Below are 17,911 nucleotides of genomic sequence, written 5' to 3' on the forward strand. Positions count from 1 at the left end.
GGGCCCGGCCTCACTCGTACAGGGAGACCGGCAGGGTGCCGGAGCTGAGGCTGCCGATGACGGAGAAGGCGGCGGGGGTCAGATCGATGACGCGGTTGCTGCGGCAGACGCCGTCGCAGCAGCTGGACTCGCCGCAGAAGCTCCGGGTGCGCGGACCGCAGTCGCTGACGGTGACGCAGACGGACGCGCCGGAGCACAGGTGGCGCACCTTGATGGCCGAGCCGCAGCCGCGCCGCGGCAGGTTCTCGCCGCACAGATCCGGCCGGGTGATGTCCCAGCACGCCTTGGACGCGTTGGGCCAGGCGGCCTGAAGCGCACTGGACTTGCAGGTGCCGCAGGCGCCGCGGCCCGCGGCGGCACACGGGCCCCAGGCGTTGCCACAGCAGAACCAGGTGGCTTCGCCGTTCCCGAGGCTGGTCGATCCGCACGCCATGCGGCCATCATGCGCGGGGCCGCGGGTGGCCGCCACGCGGAAGCGTCCGATCCGGGGGCAGCCTCCCGCCCGCGCTCACAACCGCTCGACGATCGTGACGTTCGCCTGGCCGCCCCCCTCACACATCGTCTGAAGGCCGTACCGCCCACCGGTGCGCTCCAGTTCGTGCAGCAGGGTCGTCATCAGCTTGGCGCCGGTCGCGCCCAGCGGGTGGCCCAGCGCTATCGCGCCGCCGTTGGCGTTGACCCGCTCCGGGTCGGCGCCGCTCTCCCGCAGCCAGGCCAGCACCACCGGCGCGAACGCCTCGTTGATCTCCACCAGGTCGATGTCGGCGATGGTCATGCCGGTCTTCTTCAGCGCGTACGCGGTGGCCGGGATCGGCGCGGACAGCATCCGGATCGGGTCCTCGCCGCGCACCGACAGATGGTGGATCCGGGCGCGCGGGGTCAAGCCGTGTTCCCGCAACGCCCGTTCGGACGCGACCAGCAGCGCGGCGGCGCCGTCGGAGACCTGGGAGGAGAGCGCGGCGGTGAGCCGTCCGCCCTCCATGAGCGGGGCGAGCGCGGCCATCTTCTCCAGGCTGGTGTCCCGGCGCGGTCCCTCGTCCACGCGGACGTCCCCGTACGGCACCACCTCGCGGTCGAAGCGGCCCTCGTCGATGGCGCGGAGCGCGCGCCGGTGGGAGCGGAGCGCGAACTCCTCCATCTCAGCGCGGCCGATCCCCCACTTCTCGGCGATCATCTCGGCCCCGTAGAACTGGCTGACCGGACGGTCGCCGTACCGCGCCCGCCAGCCCTCCGAGCCCGCGAAGGGCCCCTCGGTCAGCCCCAGCGGCTCGGCCGCCTGGCGGCTGGCGAAGGCGATCGGCACCTGCGACATGTTCTGCACCCCGCCCGCGACCACCAGGTCCTGGGTGCCGGAGAGCACCGCCTGCGCCGCGAAGTGCAGGGCCTGCTGGGAGGAGCCGCACTGCCGGTCGACGGTCACGCCCGGCACCTCCTCGGGCAGCCCGGCGGCCAGCCAGCAGGTGCGGGCGATGTCCCCGGACTGCGGGCCCACGGTGTCCAGGCAGCCGAAGACCACGTCCTCGACGGCGGCCGGGTCGGCGCCCGAGCGCTCCATCAGCGCGCGCAGGACGTGCGCGCCGAGGTCGGCCGGGTGGACGGACGCCAGCCCGCCCTTGCGGCGGCCGACGGGGGTCCGTACCGCTTCGACGATGAATGCCTCGGCCATGGCTGCTCCTCAAGGGTCCTTACGGGTCCATACGGATCAGGGTCGGGGGGTGACGCCGTCCAGGACCATCGACACGTACTGGCGGGCGATCTCCTCGGGGCTGTGCTGTCCGCCGGGCCGGTACCAGGACGCGGCGACCCAGACGGTGTCGCGCAGGAAGCGGTACGCCAGCCGGGTGTCGAGGTCGGCGCGGAACACCCCGTCGGCCACGCCCCGCTCCAGTGTGCCCAGCCAGGCCCGTTCGAACCTGCGCTGCGAGTCGGTGAGGTAGCCGAAGCGGGGCAGGGCGGCGAGCTGCCGGGACTCCTTCTGGTAGATCGCGACCGCGGCCCGGTGCCGGTCGATCTCCCGGAAGGATTCGGTGACGAGCGCCTCGATGGTCTCCCTGGGGCCGAGCCCGGCCCGCAGCACCTCGTCGTACCCCGCCCACAGCTCGTCGAGGAAGGTGGAGAGGATCTCGTCGACCATCGACTCCTTGGAGTCGAAGTGGTAGTACAGGCTGCCCGCGAGCATCCCCGCCTCGTCCGCGATCCGGCGGACGGTGGTCGCGTTGTAGCCCTGGGCGGCGAACACCTCGGCCGCCGTCGAGAGCAGTTCGCGGCGCCGGTCGGGGGACGGGCTCACGGTGGTCTTCTTGCTGTTCCCGCTGATTTTCGGCACGTTCCCATTCTCGCCTCACGGGTGCCGGGCTCCTGGGCGGCGGGCTGACGGCGGCCGGGCTCATGGGTGCCGACTGCTGACGGAGACCGTCTCGCCCGTCATGTACGACGCGTAGCCGCTGGCCAGGAAGACGATGACGTTGGCGACCTCCCACGGCTCGGCGTACCGGCCGAACGCCTCGCGCTCGGTCAGCTCCGCCAGCAGTTCGGGCGTGGTGACCTTCACCAGGTGCGGATGCATGGCGAGGCTCGGCGATACGGCGTTGACCCGCACCCCGTACGCGGCGGCCTCGACGGCGGCGCAGCGGGTGAGCGCCATGACCCCGGCCTTGGCGGCGGCGTAGTGGGCCTGTCCGGCCTGGGCGCGCCAGCCGACGACCGAGGCGTTGTTGACAATCGCGGCGCCGTGGGGGGCGTGGGCCTTCATGCGGCGGAGGGCGGCGCGGGTGCAGCGGAAGGTGCCGCCCAGGGTGACGTCGATGACCTTGTGCCACTGGTCGTCGGTCATCTCGGTGAGTTCGGCGGTGCCGCCGAGACCGGCGTTGTTGACCACGACATCCAGCCGTCCGTGGTGTTCCTCGGCGAGGTCGAAGAGCGCCGCCACCGCGTCCTCGTCGGTGACGTCGCAGGTCAGCCCGGCGACGCGGTCCGCTCCGAATTCCCCGGCGAGGGCGGCGGCCGTCTCGTCGAGGCGGCGTGCGTGGGCGTCACCGATGACGATCCGGGCGCCCTCCTCCAGGAACCGGCGGGCCGTGGCGCCGCCGATCCCGGCGCCCGCCGCGGCCGTGATGACGGCCGTGCGGCCGGTGAGCAGGCCGTGGCCGGGGACGTACGACGGCTTGTTGTCCATCACGGCGCCACGGTAACCTACCAAACACTTGTTAGGGAAGGAGCCCGGGGCCCGATGGATCTCGACCTGACCGAGCGGCAGGAGGCGTTCCGGGACGGGGCCCGGCGGTGGCTCGCGGCCCATGTGCCCGCCGCCCCGCTGCCGTCCCTGGAGACCGCCGAGGGGTTCGCCGCCCACCGCGCCTGGGAGCGAACCCTGGCGTCCGGCCGCTGGTCGGCGGTGACCTGGCCCGAGGAGTACGGCGGGCGGGGCGCGTCGGTGCTGGAGTGGCTGCTGTTCGAGGAGGAGTACTACGCGGCGGGCGCGCCCGGCCGGGTGAGCCAGAACGGCATCAGCCTGCTCGCCCCCACCCTCTTCGACCACGGCACCGCCGAACAGCGGGCCAGGATCCTGCCTCCGATGGCGCGCGGCGAGGTGGTCTGGGCGCAGGCCTGGTCCGAGCCGGAGGCGGGCTCCGACCTCGCCTCCCTGCGCTCCACCGCCCGGCGCACGGACGGCGGCTGGCTGCTGTCCGGCCAGAAGACCTGGTCCTCCCGGGCGGCCTTCGCCGACCGGGCCTTCGGGCTGTTCCGCAGCCACCGGGAGCCCGGGGCACCGCCCCACCGCGGGCTGACGTACCTGATGTTCCCCCTGGACGCGCCGGGCGTGACCGTACGCCCCATCGGCCGCCTCGACGGGAAGCCCGCCTTCGCCGAACTCTTCCTGGACGAGGTGTTCGTGCCCGACGAGGACGTCATCGGCGAGCCGGGGCAGGGCTGGCGGGTCGCGATGAGCACCGCGGGCAACGAGCGCGGGCTGACCCTCCGCAGCCCCGGCCGCTACACGGCCGCCGCCCGCCGCCTGGCCGCCCTGTGGCGGACGCGCGCCGCCGCCGGGGACGAGGCGTGCGCGGCCCTGCGGGACCGGGTGGCCGACGCCGTGATCCGCGCCCGCGCGTATGAACTCTTCGCCTACGCGGGCGCCTCGCGCCTGGCCGCCGGGGAGCGGCTCGGGGCCGAGTCGAGCCTCAACAAGGTCTTCTGGTCGGAGCTGGACATCAGCCTCCACGAAACGGCCCTGGATCTGCTGGGGCCGGGCGGTGAGCTGGCGGAGGACGGCTGGGCGGAGGGCTATGTCTTCGCGCTGGCGGGGCCGATCTACGCCGGGACGAACGAGATCCAGCGGGACATCGTGGCGGAGCGGCTGCTGGGCCTGCCGAAGGGCAGGCGGTGAGCGGCCCCGACGGATACGGCGAGACCGCGACGAAAGGCGACCGCGCATGAGATTCCTGCTGGACCAGGCGCAGAGCGAGTTCGGCCGCACCCTCGACCGGATGCTCGGCGCCGCGGACACCCCCGGCGCGGCCCGCGCGTGGGCGCGCGGGGAGCACGCGCCCGGCCGGGCGCTGTGGGGGCGGCTCGCCGAGGCCGGGGTGACCGCGCTCGCCGTGCCGGAGGCGTACGAGGGGGTGGGCCCGCTGCCGGTGGAGCTGGCCGTGGCCTGCGTCGAGCTGGGGCGGCACGCCGTGCCGGGGCCCTGGGCCGAGACGGCCGCGGCGGCGGTGCTGCTGGCGGCGTCGCCCGCGGCCGGGGACCGGCTGCCCCCGATCGCCTCCGGGCGGGCCATGGTCACCGTGGCGATGGCCGACGGCGGTCCGTACGCCCTGGACGCGGACGCCGCCGACACCGTCCTCGCCGTCCGCGGCGAGGAGCTGTGGCTGGCCCCGGGGCACGGCCCGGTGCGGGCCTCCCTCGACCCCGCCCGCAGGCTCGCCCCGCCGCTGCCCGGGGGCGAGCCCCTCGCCCGGGGCGCGGCCGTCGCCGCGGCCGCCGAGCGCGCCGCGGACTGGGCCACGTTCGCCACGGCCGCGCAGTCCCTGGGTGTCGGGCTGGCGCTGCTGGACCGGACCGTGGCGTACGTCAAACAGCGCACCCAGTTCGGGCGCGCGATCGGCTCGTTCCAGGCGGTGCAGCACCAGTTGGCGGATGTGCTCATCGGGCTCGAGTTCGCCCGCCCGCTGCTCCACGGGGCCGCGGTCGCGCTCGCGGCGGGCGGACCGGGGGCCCGGGCCGAGGTCGCCGCCGCCAAGGTGGCGGCGGGCGACGCGGCGTACGCGGCCGCGCGCACCGCCCTCCAGCTGCACGGCGCGATCGGCTACACGGACGAGTACGACCTGTCGCTGTGGATCCGCAAGGCCCGCGCCCTGCGGGGCGCCTGGGGCTCGCCCTCGGTCTGCCGCGCCCGCGTGCTCGCGTCCTGACCCCCCGCGTCACACTCGCGTCCTGACAAGGGGGCGCGCACCGGGCCATGCTGTACCGACGAGCAGCGGCGGCGAGGCGAACAGCGAGGTATGCCCGGATGCACCGGCCCCGGCCCACCCTGGAGAGCGTGGCCCTGCACGCGGGCGTCTCGCGTGCCACGGTCTCCCGCGTCGTCAACGGCTCGACCAGGGTCGCCGAGGACAGCCGGGCGGCGGTGCTGCGGGCCATCGAGGAGCTGGGGTACGTCCCCAACCAGGCGGCCCGCAGCCTGGTCACCCAGCGCACCGACTCCTTCGCGCTCGTCCTGCCCGAGGAGCCGGGCCGGGTCTTCTCGGACGACCAGTTCTTCCCCGGAGTGGTGCGCGGGGTCGGCCAGGAACTGGAGGACGCGGACAAGCAGCTGGTGCTGATGATGGCCCGCTCCCCCGCCAGCCGGGACCGCATCGAGCGCTTCGCCCTGGCACGCCACGTCGACGGGGTCATGGTCGCCTCCGTGCACGGCGCCGACCCGCTGCCCGCCGCGCTGGCCCGCATGGGCATTCCGGTGGTCTGCAACGAACGGCTGCTGGGACCGACGGCGCTGCCGTACGTGGGCGTCGACAACGCCGGGGGCGCGGCCCTCGCCGTACGGCATCTGCTCGGCTCCGGCCGCACCCGCGTCGTCACGGTCGCGGGCCCGCAGGACATGGTCGCGGGCATCGACCGGCTGACCGGCTACCGGACGGCGCTCAAGGAGGCCGGGCGGGAAGCGGTGGTGGCGGCCGGGGACTTCACGCAGGAGTCGGGCGCGGTCGCGATGCGGGAGCTGCTGGGGCGGGAGCCGGAGCTGGACGCCGTCTTCGTGGCCTCCGACCTCATGGGCCTCGGGGTGCTGCGGGCCCTGCGCCAGGCCGGGCGGCGGGTGCCGGAGGACGTGGCGGTGGTGGGCTTCGACGACGTACAGGCGGCGCGCTACGCGGACCCGCCGCTGACGACGGTGCGGCAGCCGATCGCGGAGATCGGGCGGCGGCTGGCGCGTCAGCTGCTGCGGCTGGCGGGCGGGGAGGCGATCGAACCGGCGGTGGTGCTGGACGTGGAACTGGTGCTGCGCGGCTCGGCGTAACGGGGCGGCTCGGCGTCAAAAGGGCTGCTCGGCGTGAACAGGGTCGCCACTACGTCGTGTACTGGCGCAGCAGCCCGCGGAACTCCGTCTCGAACGCGTCGTACCGCGCCCGCAGCTCGGCGCCCGGCCACCCCGGCGGCAGCAGTTCGTCCGGCAGCACCGGGTCCGTCAGCAGATGCCGCAGCACCGCCGCCGCCACCGTGAAGCCGTCGGCCGGGCTCCGCGCCGCGTCCAGGGCCTCGACCAGGCGGTGGGCGCGGTCGGCCCAGTCCGGCAGGTCCCAGAGCCGGGCCGCGAGGGCGGCGGGGTCGTCCTCGGGGGTGGCGGTGAAGCAGCCGCACTGCTCGGCGACCACGGGCGGGCGGGGGCGTACGAGGTTGGCGGGGCGCAGCCAGGTGCCCTCGCGGAGTTCGGCGAGCCGCAGTGCGGCCATCGCCTGGCGGAGCGCGGCGCGCTCGGGGGCGGGGCGGCGGTCGGGGGTGACGACGGCGATCTCCCAGGTGCCGTCCCAGCGCCGGGTGCCCGGCGCCCGGCTGTCGTCCTGGCGGGCCTGGCGGGCGAGCAGCCGGTCGGTGAGCCGGTAGGCGCCGCCGCGCTGTTCGAGGTCACCGGCGGCCACCATCCGGGTGAGAGCGACCCGGACCGTCCCCTCGGCCGTGCCGAACAGTGCGCCGACGCGGACGAGCGCGCGGGCGGGCAGCTGCGGCGGATGGTGGCCCAGCAGGGTGCTGAGCACGATCGAGCGCGCCGTCAGGGGGCGCAGCGTGAGCGTTCCGGTGTCGTCCATAACTGTGCGGAACCCTATCCATCACCGTCTCCCACCTACCATTACAGTTTCCCATCACGCATACTGAAACTGTAAGGACCGACAGGCGCTGAGAACCCGGCCAGGCCCCCCGAGGCAACCCCAGGAGACGCTTGCCATGAGCGCGACGCACGAAGTCCTCAACCAGGCTCCGCCCCTCGCCGGTTTCACCACGGCCGACGACCCCGCCCTGCTGGAGGCCCTGCACCGGGACGGCGCCGAATGGGCCGAGTCCCGGGTGCGGGAGGTGGGCGCGCGGGCCGGTTCCGCCGAGGTCCAGGACTGGGCGCGGATGGCGGAGGAGCACCATCCGGTGCTGCACACCCATGACCGCTACGGCCATCGCATTGACGAGGTCGAGTACCACCCCGCCTACCACCAGCTGATGACCGCCGCCGTGGAGAGCGGCCAGCACGCGGCGGCCTGGGCCGAGACCCGCCCCGGGCGGCACCTGGCGCGCGCGGCCACGTTCTACGCCTTCGCCCAGGCCGAGCCCGGCCACGGCTGCCCGATTTCCATGACGTACGCCGCGATCCCGGCGCTGCGCGCCGAACCGGAGCTGGCCGCCGCGTACGAGCCGCTGCTGACCGCCCGCACCTACGACTTCGGGCTGCGCGCCCCGCTCACCAAGCGCGGGCTGATCGCGGGCATGTCGATGACGGAGAAGCAGGGCGGCTCGGACGTACGCGCCAACACCACCGAGGCCGTGCCGTCCTCGGCGGACGACGGCACCTACCTGCTCACCGGCCACAAGTGGTTCACGTCCGCGCCGATGAGCGATGTGTTCCTGACGCTGGCGCAGGCCCCCGAGGGGCTGACCTGCTTCCTGGTGCCGCGCGTCCTGCCGGACGGCACCCGCAACGCCCTGTACCTCCAGCGGCTCAAGAACAAGCTCGGGAACCGCTCGAACGCCTCCTCCGAGGTCGAGTACGACCGCGCCGTGGCCTGGCGGATCGGCGAACCGGGGCGCGGGGTGCGGACGATCGTCGAGATGGTCAACGTGACCCGGCTGGACTGCGTGATCGGCTCGGCGGCGGGCATGCGCGCCGGGCTGCGGCAGGCGCTGCACCACTGCGAGCACCGCCGGGCCTTCGGCGCCGAGCTGATCGACCAGCCGCTGATGCGCAACGTGCTGGCCGATCTGGCGGTCGAGTCGGAGGCGGCCACCACGCTCGCGATGCGGCTGGCGGCGGCGCTGGACCGTGCCGAGGCCGGGGACGCGGGTGAGGCGGCGCTGCGCCGGCTGGGGCTCGCGGTCAGCAAGTACTGGGTGTGCAAGCGCGGCGCCACCCACGCCGCCGAGGCCCTGGAGTGCCTGGGCGGAAACGGCTATGTGGAGGACTCCGGCATGCCGCGGCTGTACCGGGAGGCGCCGCTCCAGTCGATCTGGGAGGGCTCGGGGAACGTCGCCGCCCTCGACGTGCTGCGCGCGCTCGGCCGGGAGACGGGCGCGCTGGACGCCGTCCTCGCCGAGGTGGACGCCGCCGCCGGGGCCGACGCCCGGCTGGACGCGGCCGCCGCCCGGCTGCGCGCGCTGCTGCCGCAGCTCGCCGATCCGGAGCGGGCCCAGGTCCTCGCGCGCCGCCTCGCCGAGCAGATGACCCTGGTCCTCCAGGGCAGCCTGCTGGTGCGGTACAGCCACCCGGCGGTCGCCGACGCGTTCTGCGCCTCCCGGCTGGACGGGGACTGGGGACATGCGTTCGGCACCCTGCCGCCCGGGACGGACACCGGCCCGATCCTGGACCGGGCCCGCCCCAAGGATCTGCGGGCGTAAACCTCACTCACCGAAACCTCCACATCTTTTCCCCTATTCGGGCGAATAGTTGGGCACATACGGCTGGCGGCGACCTGTTCGGCCGAACATCTCCTCGTGAATCGATGGCATCGCGCATGGCGTGCGGGGGTCCTGACCACGGCCCTGCTGCTCGCCTCGACGGGGGCGACAGCCTTGGCCGACGGGGGTGGTGACGGCCGGGCGGCCGAAACCGCCGCCCCGCGGCGGACGATCGACGCCCGGAGCGGGGCGGGGACGGGGGACGGGGATGCGGACCATGGACCGCGCACGAGGCTGAGGCTGCGGGTGCGGGTCCAGATCGGCCCGGGCTTCTGTCTGTGCGTCAGGGCGTCGGTGGCGGCGCGGCGGGGCTGGCTCGGGTTCCGGTACGGCTGGTGCCCGCCGCCCAAGCCGACGCCTACGCCCACGCCCAGCCCCACGCCGCCCAAACCCACGCCGACGCCCAGCCCCACACCCACGCCGACGCCCAGCCCCACCCCGTCGCCGACGCCTTCACCGACGCCGACCCCCGCGCCGACGCCCACGCCCACGCCCAGCGCGCCGCCTTCGGCCACTCCGGCGCCGAGCCCCACTCCGACGCGCACCCCCGCACCCACCCAGTCGGCGGGGCCCGCGCCCGCGCCCGCACCGTCCGTGCGACGCCCCGCGCCACCGCGCCCGGTCGCTCCGCCGACCCGGCCGCCCGAACCTCCGGCACCGCCCCCCGAGCCGGCTCCCGCGCCGAGCGAGACCCGCCGCGTCGAGGTGCACGCGTATCACAAGCCCGTGCGCCACGAACCCGACGGCGGAACCTCGTTGGTCACGTTCACCCTGCTGCTCACCGCGCCCGCGGTCCTCGCGGCCGCCGCCCTCCGCCCCCGTTCGCGCTCCGGCTCGCGCGGCGGGCGCCGCGGCTGACCCGCACACACCGCCGGCCGTCCCGGCCGATCCGTACCGGAGGTTACCCATGCCCGAATGGCTGATCCTGCTTCTTCTGATGGCCGGGATCTGCACGGCCGTCGTCGTCCTCGCGATCCTCAACGCCCGGCGGCTGGGCGACGACGACGATCCGAGCGAGACCCCCGACGTCCTCGACTACATGATCATGATGATCGGCGTGGTCTACGCGATCGTGCTGGGCCTGGCCATCGCCGGGGTCTGGGAGGCCCGCGGCGCCGCCCAGGACGGGGTGCGGACCGAGGCGCAGGCGCTGCACGAGGTGTCCGAGCGGGTGAGCGTCTACCCCCAGCCGGTGCGCGACCGCATCCGCGACGACGTCGACGCGTATGTGCGCCATGTGGTGTCCCGGGAGTGGAAGGTGATGGTCGACAAGGGCGAACTCACCGACCGGGGCACCGATCTGCTGGCCAGGCTGCGGCACGACGTCACCATGGCCAAGCCGCGGACCGACCTCCAGGCGCAGGCGTACCAGCCGATCGTGGACCAGGTCGCCGCCGTCGACGACGCGCGGGGCGCCCGCCAGCAGAGCGCGGGGCCGACGATGCCCGAAGTGGTCTGGGTCGGGCTGCTGTTCGGCGCGGCGCTGGTGATCGGGCTGGTCTTCACCCTCCAGATCCGCCGCTCGCCACGGGAGCTGATGCTGGCAGTGATGTTCACCGCCCTCATCATCTTCCTGCTCTACCTGGTGTGGGACTTCGACGAGCCCTTCGGGCGGACGGTCGGCGAGGCGACCACACCGTTCACCGATCTGTTCCCCGGCGTCCGGGGAGGCGCCTGATCCCGGGCGTGTGGCCGGGCCGGCCGGTCAGTGCCCGGCGCCCGGCTCCGCGTCGGACGGACGGCCGTGCTCGTCGTCGTACGCCTCGCGTGAGTGCGCGATCGCCTCACGGGCCGTGGTGTCGCTGGGCTTCGCGGTGAAGCTGAACAAGCGGTTCGGCGCCCGTACCGTGCTCGTCGCCGGTCTGCTGCTGGTCGCGATCGCGCTCGCTCTGCTGGCCCGGGTGCCGAGCGACGGGAACTACGCCGTCGACATCGTGCCGCCCTTCGTCCTGCTCGGCCTCGGTTTCGGTGCCGCCATGCCCGCCCTGATGGGGCAGGCCATGTCGGTCGACTCCCCCACCGACGCGGGTATCGCCTCGGGCCTGGTCAACACCACCCAGCAGGTCGGCGCCTCGATCGGCACCGCCGTGCTGGCCACGGTGGCCGCCTCCCGGACCGCGACGCTCCTCGAGGAACACAAGAGCCAGGCGGAGGCACTCACCGGAGGCTTCCAGCTCTCGTACGGCATCAGCGCTGCCTTCGTCGGAGTGGGGGTGCTCGTGGCGGCCCTCGTTCTGCGCACGCCCAAGGCCCCCGGTGAGCCCGAGCCGGAGCAGACGCCGGCCGACGCCACCGCGCCGGCGAGCTGAGGCCGCTCGCCCGGCCGCGGCGGCCCGCGCCCGCGCCGGGCCCGAGCCCCGGCACAGCCGCGGGCGGAGCGGCTCGGGTCAGGACACCGGCACCGGGAGCACCCGGCGCAGCGGGTCCTCGGGCAGCCGGCCGTGGGCCTTCCACTCGCGCGGGTAGCCGACCGAGACCTCCTGGAACTTCACCCCGTCCTCGACCGTGGTCCGCGGAATGTGCAGATGGCCGTAGACCACGGTCTCGGCGCGGAACCGGACGTGCCAGTCCGCGGTCAGCTCGGTGCCGCACCACAGGGCGAAGTCGGGGTAGCGCAGCACGCGGGTGGGCAGCCGGGTCATCGGCCAGTGGTTGATGAGCACCGTCTTCAGCGCGGGGTCGCAGGCGGCGAGCCGGGCCTCGGTCTCGGCGACCCGGGCGCGGCACCAGGCGTCGCGGGTCGGGTAGGGGTCGGGGTGCAGGAAGTGCTCGTCGGTGCAGACGACGCCCTCGTCGTGGGCGTGGGCGAGGGCGGCTTCCTTGGTGGTGAGGCCGTCGAGGCGGAAGGTGTAGTCGTAGAGCAGGAACAGCGGGGCGATGGTGAGCGGCCCGCCGATGCCCTCCCACACCGGGAACGGGTCCTCGGGCGTGACGATGCCCTTGCTGCGGCACATCTCCACCAGCGCCTCGTAGCGCGCCACGCCCCGGGCCTCCACCGGGTCCTTGGGGTGGGTCCACAGCTCATGGTTGCCCGGCGACCAGATGACCTTGGCGAAGCGCTCGCTCAGCAGCCCCAGTGCCCATTCGATGTCGGCGAAGACCTCGCCGACGTCCCCGGCGACGATCAGCCAGTCGTCCTCGGAGCCGGGCCGCAGCCGCTCCACGATCGCCCGGTTCTCCTCGTAGGCCACGTGCAGGTCACTGATGGCGAGTAGTTCGCCCCGGTGCGTGCCGCCCATTGTTTCTCCTGTCATACGGTCGGCGGTCATGTTTGCGCTCGCGGCGTCGTCACGCCGCGGGACGGACCGGATGATCACCGGTTCGCCTCTGGCGCTAGCCTCGCAGATGTGGTGGACAAACTTCCCGCGTCCTTCGAGCGCGGAACTGACGGTCCGAAGGTTATCGTGGTCGGCTTGGACGGCTCCGAGTCGTCCTGGCGTGCCGCCGCGTACGCCGCGGGGCTGGCCCGACGCCAGAACGCGCTGCTCGCCGTGGTGTACGTGCAGCCCGTGATGGTGGCCGGCGCGGCACTGGGCGCCTCCGTGGCGGACACCACGGGTGAGGTGGCCGAGGAGCTGCTGCGGGAGATGCGGGAGGCGACCGAGCGGCTGCGCGGGGCCTTCGAGGTGCGCTGGGAGTTCCATACCTTCCGCGGCGATCCGTACAACGGCCTGGTGACGGCGGCGGACGAGCTGAAGGCCGACGCGGTGGTGGTCGGCGCGTCCGAGCAGGCGGGGCACCGCATCGTCGGCTCGGTGGCGGTCCGGCTGGTCAAGGCGGGCCGCTGGCCGGTCACGGTGGTGCCGTGACGCACCGGGCAGGACACCCCCCGCCTCCGGCTCGCGGACCGGGGCGGGGTGAGGCACCGTGGGGAGAGGAGCAATCGGACCGCCCCAGGACGGGGGGAGACTGCCATGTCCCATACCTACCGGGTGACGGAGATCGTCGGCTCGTCCACCGAGAGCGTCGACGACGCGATCCGCAGCGGGATCAGCCGTGCCTCGAAGACGCTGCGCAATCTGGACTGGTTCGAGGTCGGAGCCGTCCGCGGGCACATCGAGAACGGCCGGATCGCGCACTACCAGGTGGGGCTGAAGGTCGGATTCCGGCTGGAGGACACCGACTCCGGCTCCGGTGATCTGCCCGGCTGATTCAGCCACGGGGGACGACGGCGGACAGCACGGACGGCAGCGGGTACCAGTCGGCGGTTGCGAAGCTGGCGTGCCGTGCGGCGAGGTCGTTCACCCGTGCCCGGGCCTGGGCCTCGGTGGGGCGGGTGCCGTCGATGGCGGGCGCGACGTTCTGCGCGTCCGTCATGGTCAGGACGTAGTGGTGGGTGTCGTACCAGGCGGTGTCGATGTTCCGGGTGACGTACGCGGAGGCGTCGCCGTCGAAGAACACGAACCACGGGCGGATCGCCGCGTCCTGGTAGCGGGTGCGCGGGTCGCCGGAGGCGGCGGTGTGGACGGCGGGGAAGGCGGCCGCCCGGCGGAGCTGTCCGGCGGCGGCGAGGTCGCGCAGGTGGGTGGCGTACTCGCGGTCGGTCCACAGGGTGTCGAGCGGGTTGTTCTCCTCGACGGTTCCCGGGATCAGCTCGACGATGAACTTGCCCGCGAGCGCGGACCGGGTCGGCCAGGCCCCGGCCCGTACCGCCTGGTCCAGGTCGGTGTGGTCGCCCACCACGTCGGCGGGGCGCAGCAGCGCGTCGCCGAGCGTGCCGGCCAGGAGCGCGTCGAGGTCGTCGGGGCCGCGGCCGCTCTTGTCGTAGAAGCCGTCCTTCAGCTCGGTCTTGATGACGATGGGACGGTGGCCGGGGTGGGCGTCGTGCCAGGCCCTCATGTCGGCGAGGCAGCCCGCCAGGCTCTGGTTGCGGGCCTTGGTGCGCAGTTCGGCCGGGGTGGCGGCGTTCTCGCAGTTGTTGTCGTTGCCGAGCGGGTTGCCGTGCGAGACCCGCCACCCGGAGCCGAACGCGTTGGTCCACACGTCGAGTTCGAGCAGGGAGGCGCCGGAGTCCAGCGCATCCGCGAAGTACGGGTACTTGGCCTTCTCGTACGCGTTGTGCACGCCCACGCCCGTGGTGGCGGCGTACGACGGCTCGGCCGCGGCGGCCGGGCTCGCGCCCTCCGCCGCCGTCAGACACAGTGCGGCGGCCGCCGCGGCGACCGCCACCGTGCGCGTGTGCCGCGCCCTGCCGGACGCGGATTCCCCCGAGTTGCCCATCTGCCCCCACCCCTGCCGCTGCCGTCACACGTGGGCAGCAGCGTACGGGAGGGGCTGACGGGTGACGAGAAGAGCTTCGTCACATAGGGGTGTTGCGGGGTCAGGCGCCCACGAGTTCGCGGGCCGCCGCGGTGATGGCCTCGGCGTCGATCCCCGCCCGGTTCAGCTGCTCGGCCGGGGTGCCGGACACCGGCATGGTCCGTACGGCGAGCCGCACGATGCGGGGCGCCGGGTGGCCGTCGGCGAAGGCGCCCTGGACCGCGTCGCCCACACCGCCCTCGGGGTGGTGGTCCTCGACGGTGATCAGACGGCCCGTCACCTCGGCGGCGGTGCGCAGCGCCTCGGCGTCGACCGGCTTGAGCGAGTACAGGTCGATGACGCGGGCGGAGATGCCGTCCTGGGCGAGCCGGTCGGCGGCGGCGATGGCCTCGTGGACGGTGATCCCGGCCGCGACGAGGGTGACCCGGTCGCTCTCGGTGGCGCGCAGGATCTTGGATCCGCCGATGGGGAAGCGCTCGGAGGACGGGTAGATGACGGGCGTTCCGCCGCGCGAGGTCCGCAGGTAGCGGATGCCCGACAGTTCGGCCATGGCGGCGGTCAGCTGGGCGGTCTGGTTGGCGTCGCACGGGTAGAGCACGGTGCTGCCGTGTACCGCCCTCATCGCCGCCAGGTCTTCCAGGCCCATCTGCGAGGGCCCGTCCTGGCCGATGGCGACCCCGGCGTGCGAGCCGACCAGGTTGAGGTCCGCGCGGCTGACGGAGGCCATCCGGACGAAGTCGTAGGCGCGGGTGAGGAAGGCGGAGAAGGTGCAGGCGTACGGGGTCCAGCCGCGCGTCTGCATGCCCACGGCGGCGGCCACCATCTGCTGTTCGGCGATGTAGAACTCGAAGTAGCGCTCGGGGTGTTCCTTGTGGAAGTACTCCAGCCGGGTCGAGTCGCCGACCTCGCCGTCGAGCGCCACCACATCGCCGCGGGCGGTGCCGACGGCGGCCAGCGCCTCGCCGAACGCGTCGCGGGTGGGGACGGTGTCGCCGGTGTTGAAGCGCGGCAGGCTCAGCGGGCCCTCCGACGTGGGCCGGGTGGGCTGCTCCGCGGGCGGGCCGAGCACCGGTACCGCCATGTTCCGTACGCCGCCGAGTTCGGCGATGGCCTCCTCGGGGTCCTTCAGCGGCTTGCCGTGCATGCCCTCGTGGTTCTCCACGGAGGCCACGCCGCGGCCCTTCTGGGTGCGGGCGATGATGGCGGTGGGGCGGCCGACGGTCGACGTCGCCTCGCCGTACGCGCGGTCGATCGCGGCGATGTCATGCCCGTCGATCTCGATGGTGTGCCAGTCGAAGGCGCGGATGCGGCGGGCGTAGGCGTCGAGGTCCCACTGGTGGCGGGTGGGTCCGCGCTGCCCGAGCCGGTTGACGTCGATGATGGCGATGAGGTTGTCGAGCCGTTCGTAGCCCGCGTGTTCGAACGCCTCCCACATCGAGCCCTCGGCCATCTCGCTGTCCCCGCACAGCACCCAGACCCGGCTGGAGACGTGATCGAGCCGCTTTCCGGCCAGCGCCATGCCGACGCCGTACGGCAGCCCCTGGCCGAGCGATCCGGTGGCCACGTCCACCCAGGGCAGTTCGGGTGTGGGGTGGCCCTCCAGCCGGCTGCCGAGCTTGCGGAAGGTGAGCAGTTCCTCGTCCTTGAGCGCCCCGGCCGCCTTGTAGAGGGAGTACAGCAGCGGGGAGGCGTGCCCCTTGGAGAAGATCAGGTGGTCGTTGCCCGGGTGCTCCGGCTTCTCGAAGTCATAGCGCAGGTGGTTGCCCATGAGGACGGCCATCAGGTCCGCCGCCGACATCGACGACGTGGGGTGGCCGGACCCGGCGGCGGCCGAGGACCGCACCGAGTCCACCCGGAGCTGCTGCCCGAGCTCGCTGAGCTGTTCGTGTCGCATTGTTCTCCTTCCAGGTACTTCCGGCGGCCCGGCCTTCCGGCGGTTCAGCCTTCAGCCGCAGGCGGGGCAGCGGTTCAGCCGCCGCCGCGGCCGAGCCGCGCGACCTCGGGGGACTCGGTGTCCAGCGGTACCGACCAGGACGGCACCAGGCCGAACTGCACCGCCTGCGGCGGCAGCGCCGCGTCCAGCAGCCAGTCGGCGGCCACCCGGACCCGGTTGCCGGGCATGGCCATCAGGTGGTAACCGCGGGTGACCGCGTTGGCCGCGGGGCCGGCCAGCGGGATGTGCAGCGGGTCAGCGGCCGCCTGGAGCCCGCCGAGGTCGACCGTGAACCCCAGGTCGTGGTGTTTGTACGGGCGCGGGGTGCCGCGTCCGAGGGAGGCGAGGATGTTGTGGGCGGCCGTCTTGCCCTGGCGCTGCGCGTGCTGCGCGGTCATCGCCGTGAACTCGCCCGGCCGGGTCAGGTTGGGCACCGCGGCGGCGTCCCCGCAGGCCAGCACCTCCGGATGGCCGGGCACGGCCAGATACTGGTCGACCCGCAACCGTCCGTGCTCGGTGGCCAGCCCGAGGTCCTCCACCAGCGGGTCGGGGCGCACACCGACGCACCAGATCAGCGACCGCGTGTCGATGAACTCGCCGTCGTCGAGCAGCACGCCGTCGGAGGTGGCCTCCTTGACCGAGGTGCCCAGCCGGACGTCCACACCGCGCCGCAGCAGCACCCGGTCCGCGGTACGGGACAGCCGCTCGTCCAGGCTGGGCAGCACCCGCTTCGCCACGTCGAGCAGGATCCAGCGGGGCCGGGGATCGTGGCGCAGCGCGACGTTCCGCCGGGCGAGCGAATCGGTGAACAGCACGCCGTGGGCCGCCACTTCGGTGCCGGTGTATCCGGCGCCCACCACCACGAAGGTGCGGCGCGCGGCCCGCTCGCGGGGGTCGCGGGTGTTGGCCGCCATCTCGATCTGGCGGGTGACGTGGTCCCGCAGGTACAGCGCCTCCGGCATGCCGCGGAAGCCGTGGGCGTGCTCGGCCACGCCCGGGATCGGCAGCAGCTTGTTGACGCTGCCGACCGCCAGGACGAGCCGGTCGTAACCCATCTCGCCGCGCCCGCCCTCGGGGTCGGTCCAGGTGACCCGGCGGCCGGTCAGGTCGAGGGAGTCGACGTTGCCCAGCACCAGCCGGACGTGCGGCAGGGTGCCGGTGAGGGACACCGACACCCGGCGGGGCTCCAGGACCCCGGCGGCCACCTCGGGGAGGAGCGGCAGGTACAGAAAGTAGTCGTTGGGGTTGATCAGGACGATCTCCGCCGCACGCCGCAGCGAGCGCGACAGCGTACGGGCGGCCTGGTAGCCGGCGAAGCCGGCCCCCACGATCACGATGCGTACAGGGCTCACACGGACTCCCGGGCACAACGAGGGCAGAGCGCTCCAAGTGCCCGTACAGGCCGAAACCAAACCTGGAGTGGTGCCAGGGCGTGTCCGCACAGTCCCGCCGGGCCCGCGACGCCTGGCACGCACGCTCGCTGCGTTGTCGGGCCCGTCCAAGTAGGCCCGCCCCCAGACTCCGTCCGGGAGGTGCCCCCGCGAGGACGACCCTCCGCCTTGC

18 protein-coding genes are annotated in these 17,911 nt (G+C 73.8%); 9 read left to right on the top strand and 9 right to left on the bottom strand.

Annotated features, from left to right (window positions below; all coding sequences use genetic code 11):
* Positions 1-10: 10 nt before the first annotated feature.
* The 4 genes from HYQ63_RS03235 to HYQ63_RS03250 all read right to left on the bottom strand — a co-directional run bounded on the left by HYQ63_RS03235 (position 11) and on the right by HYQ63_RS03250 (position 3,175).
* A complete protein-coding gene (locus HYQ63_RS03235) occupies positions 11-433 on the bottom strand; it encodes a septal ring lytic transglycosylase RlpA family protein (RefSeq protein ID WP_179932412.1) in 423 nt (140 codons plus the stop codon).
* Positions 434-508: 75 nt separating this feature from the next.
* On the bottom strand, positions 509-1,666 hold the full coding sequence (locus HYQ63_RS03240; RefSeq protein WP_179932413.1) for an acetyl-CoA C-acetyltransferase: 1,158 nt from the start codon (positions 1,664-1,666) through the stop codon (positions 509-511).
* Between the two features lie 36 nt (positions 1,667-1,702).
* Positions 1,703-2,326: a TetR/AcrR family transcriptional regulator gene (locus HYQ63_RS03245; RefSeq protein ID WP_373689019.1), complete on the bottom strand. Its 624-nt coding sequence runs from the start codon at positions 2,324-2,326 to the stop codon at positions 1,703-1,705.
* Between the two features lie 60 nt (positions 2,327-2,386).
* Positions 2,387-3,175 (bottom strand): SDR family oxidoreductase, encoded by a 789-nt coding sequence (locus HYQ63_RS03250; protein ID WP_179939695.1) that lies wholly within the window; start codon positions 3,173-3,175, stop codon positions 2,387-2,389.
* Positions 3,176-3,229: 54 nt separating this feature from the next.
* Here HYQ63_RS03250 and HYQ63_RS03255 point away from each other — a divergent pair, with 54 nt between their 5' ends.
* The 3 genes from HYQ63_RS03255 to HYQ63_RS03265 all read left to right on the top strand — a co-directional run bounded on the left by HYQ63_RS03255 (position 3,230) and on the right by HYQ63_RS03265 (position 6,517).
* A complete protein-coding gene (locus tag HYQ63_RS03255; protein WP_179932414.1) occupies positions 3,230-4,387 on the top strand; it encodes an acyl-CoA dehydrogenase family protein in 1,158 nt (385 codons plus the stop codon).
* 46 nt (positions 4,388-4,433) lie between these two features.
* A complete protein-coding gene (locus tag HYQ63_RS03260; RefSeq protein ID WP_179932415.1) occupies positions 4,434-5,414 on the top strand; it encodes an acyl-CoA dehydrogenase family protein in 981 nt (326 codons plus the stop codon).
* Positions 5,415-5,512: 98 nt separating this feature from the next.
* Positions 5,513-6,517 (top strand): LacI family DNA-binding transcriptional regulator, encoded by a 1,005-nt coding sequence (locus HYQ63_RS03265; protein WP_179932416.1) that lies wholly within the window; start codon positions 5,513-5,515, stop codon positions 6,515-6,517.
* 49 nt (positions 6,518-6,566) lie between these two features.
* On the opposite strand, the gene HYQ63_RS03270 is transcribed toward HYQ63_RS03265, so the two are convergent.
* Positions 6,567-7,304: a PaaX family transcriptional regulator C-terminal domain-containing protein gene (locus HYQ63_RS03270; protein ID WP_179932417.1), complete on the bottom strand. Its 738-nt coding sequence runs from the start codon at positions 7,302-7,304 to the stop codon at positions 6,567-6,569.
* A 136-nt stretch (positions 7,305-7,440) separates the two neighbouring features.
* On the opposite strand from HYQ63_RS03270, the gene HYQ63_RS03275 reads away from it, so the two are divergent.
* From HYQ63_RS03275 to HYQ63_RS03285, 4 genes are all read left to right on the top strand, one after another.
* A complete protein-coding gene (locus tag HYQ63_RS03275; RefSeq protein ID WP_179932418.1) occupies positions 7,441-9,096 on the top strand; it encodes an acyl-CoA dehydrogenase family protein in 1,656 nt (551 codons plus the stop codon).
* A 786-nt stretch (positions 9,097-9,882) separates the two neighbouring features.
* Positions 9,883-10,014, top strand: a complete 132-nt coding sequence (locus tag HYQ63_RS44310; RefSeq protein WP_257231571.1) for a hypothetical protein — start codon at positions 9,883-9,885, stop codon at positions 10,012-10,014.
* Positions 10,015-10,063: 49 nt separating this feature from the next.
* Positions 10,064-10,834 (top strand): DUF4239 domain-containing protein, encoded by a 771-nt coding sequence (locus tag HYQ63_RS03280; RefSeq protein ID WP_179932419.1) that lies wholly within the window; start codon positions 10,064-10,066, stop codon positions 10,832-10,834.
* A 10-nt stretch (positions 10,835-10,844) separates the two neighbouring features.
* Positions 10,845-11,465: an MFS transporter gene (locus HYQ63_RS03285; RefSeq protein ID WP_218929541.1), complete on the top strand. Its 621-nt coding sequence runs from the start codon at positions 10,845-10,847 to the stop codon at positions 11,463-11,465.
* Positions 11,466-11,543: 78 nt separating this feature from the next.
* Here the strand turns inward: HYQ63_RS03285 and HYQ63_RS03290 are convergent, their stop codons facing one another.
* Positions 11,544-12,395: a metallophosphoesterase gene (locus HYQ63_RS03290; protein WP_179932420.1), complete on the bottom strand. Its 852-nt coding sequence runs from the start codon at positions 12,393-12,395 to the stop codon at positions 11,544-11,546.
* A 108-nt stretch (positions 12,396-12,503) separates the two neighbouring features.
* On the opposite strand from HYQ63_RS03290, the gene HYQ63_RS03295 reads away from it, so the two are divergent.
* Together HYQ63_RS03295 and HYQ63_RS03300 are read left to right on the top strand one after the other, a co-directional pair.
* Positions 12,504-12,965 carry a universal stress protein gene (locus HYQ63_RS03295; RefSeq protein ID WP_179932421.1) on the top strand — a complete coding sequence of 154 codons (462 nt, stop codon included), beginning with the start codon at positions 12,504-12,506 and terminating at the stop codon, positions 12,963-12,965.
* A 105-nt stretch (positions 12,966-13,070) separates the two neighbouring features.
* Positions 13,071-13,307 (top strand): dodecin, encoded by a 237-nt coding sequence (locus HYQ63_RS03300; protein ID WP_179932422.1) that lies wholly within the window; start codon positions 13,071-13,073, stop codon positions 13,305-13,307.
* Position 13,308: 1 nt separating this feature from the next.
* On the opposite strand, the gene HYQ63_RS03305 is transcribed toward HYQ63_RS03300, so the two are convergent.
* The 3 genes from HYQ63_RS03305 to HYQ63_RS03315 form a co-directional block, all read right to left on the bottom strand.
* A complete protein-coding gene (locus HYQ63_RS03305) occupies positions 13,309-14,376 on the bottom strand; it encodes a phosphatidylinositol-specific phospholipase C domain-containing protein (protein ID WP_179932423.1) in 1,068 nt (355 codons plus the stop codon).
* Positions 14,377-14,476: 100 nt separating this feature from the next.
* The gene (locus HYQ63_RS03310; protein WP_179932424.1) at positions 14,477-16,309 is read right to left on the bottom strand and encodes a transketolase; all 1,833 of its coding nucleotides are present in this window, start codon (positions 16,307-16,309) and stop codon (positions 14,477-14,479) included.
* Positions 16,310-16,383: 74 nt separating this feature from the next.
* Positions 16,384-17,700, bottom strand: a complete 1,317-nt coding sequence (locus HYQ63_RS03315) for an NAD(P)/FAD-dependent oxidoreductase (RefSeq protein WP_179932425.1) — start codon at positions 17,698-17,700, stop codon at positions 16,384-16,386.
* Between the last annotated feature and the right edge of the window lie 211 nt (positions 17,701-17,911).

Source organism: Streptomyces sp. Rer75, from assembly GCF_013414305.1.
Classification (GTDB): Bacteria; Actinomycetota; Actinomycetes; order Streptomycetales; family Streptomycetaceae; genus Streptomyces; species Streptomyces himastatinicus.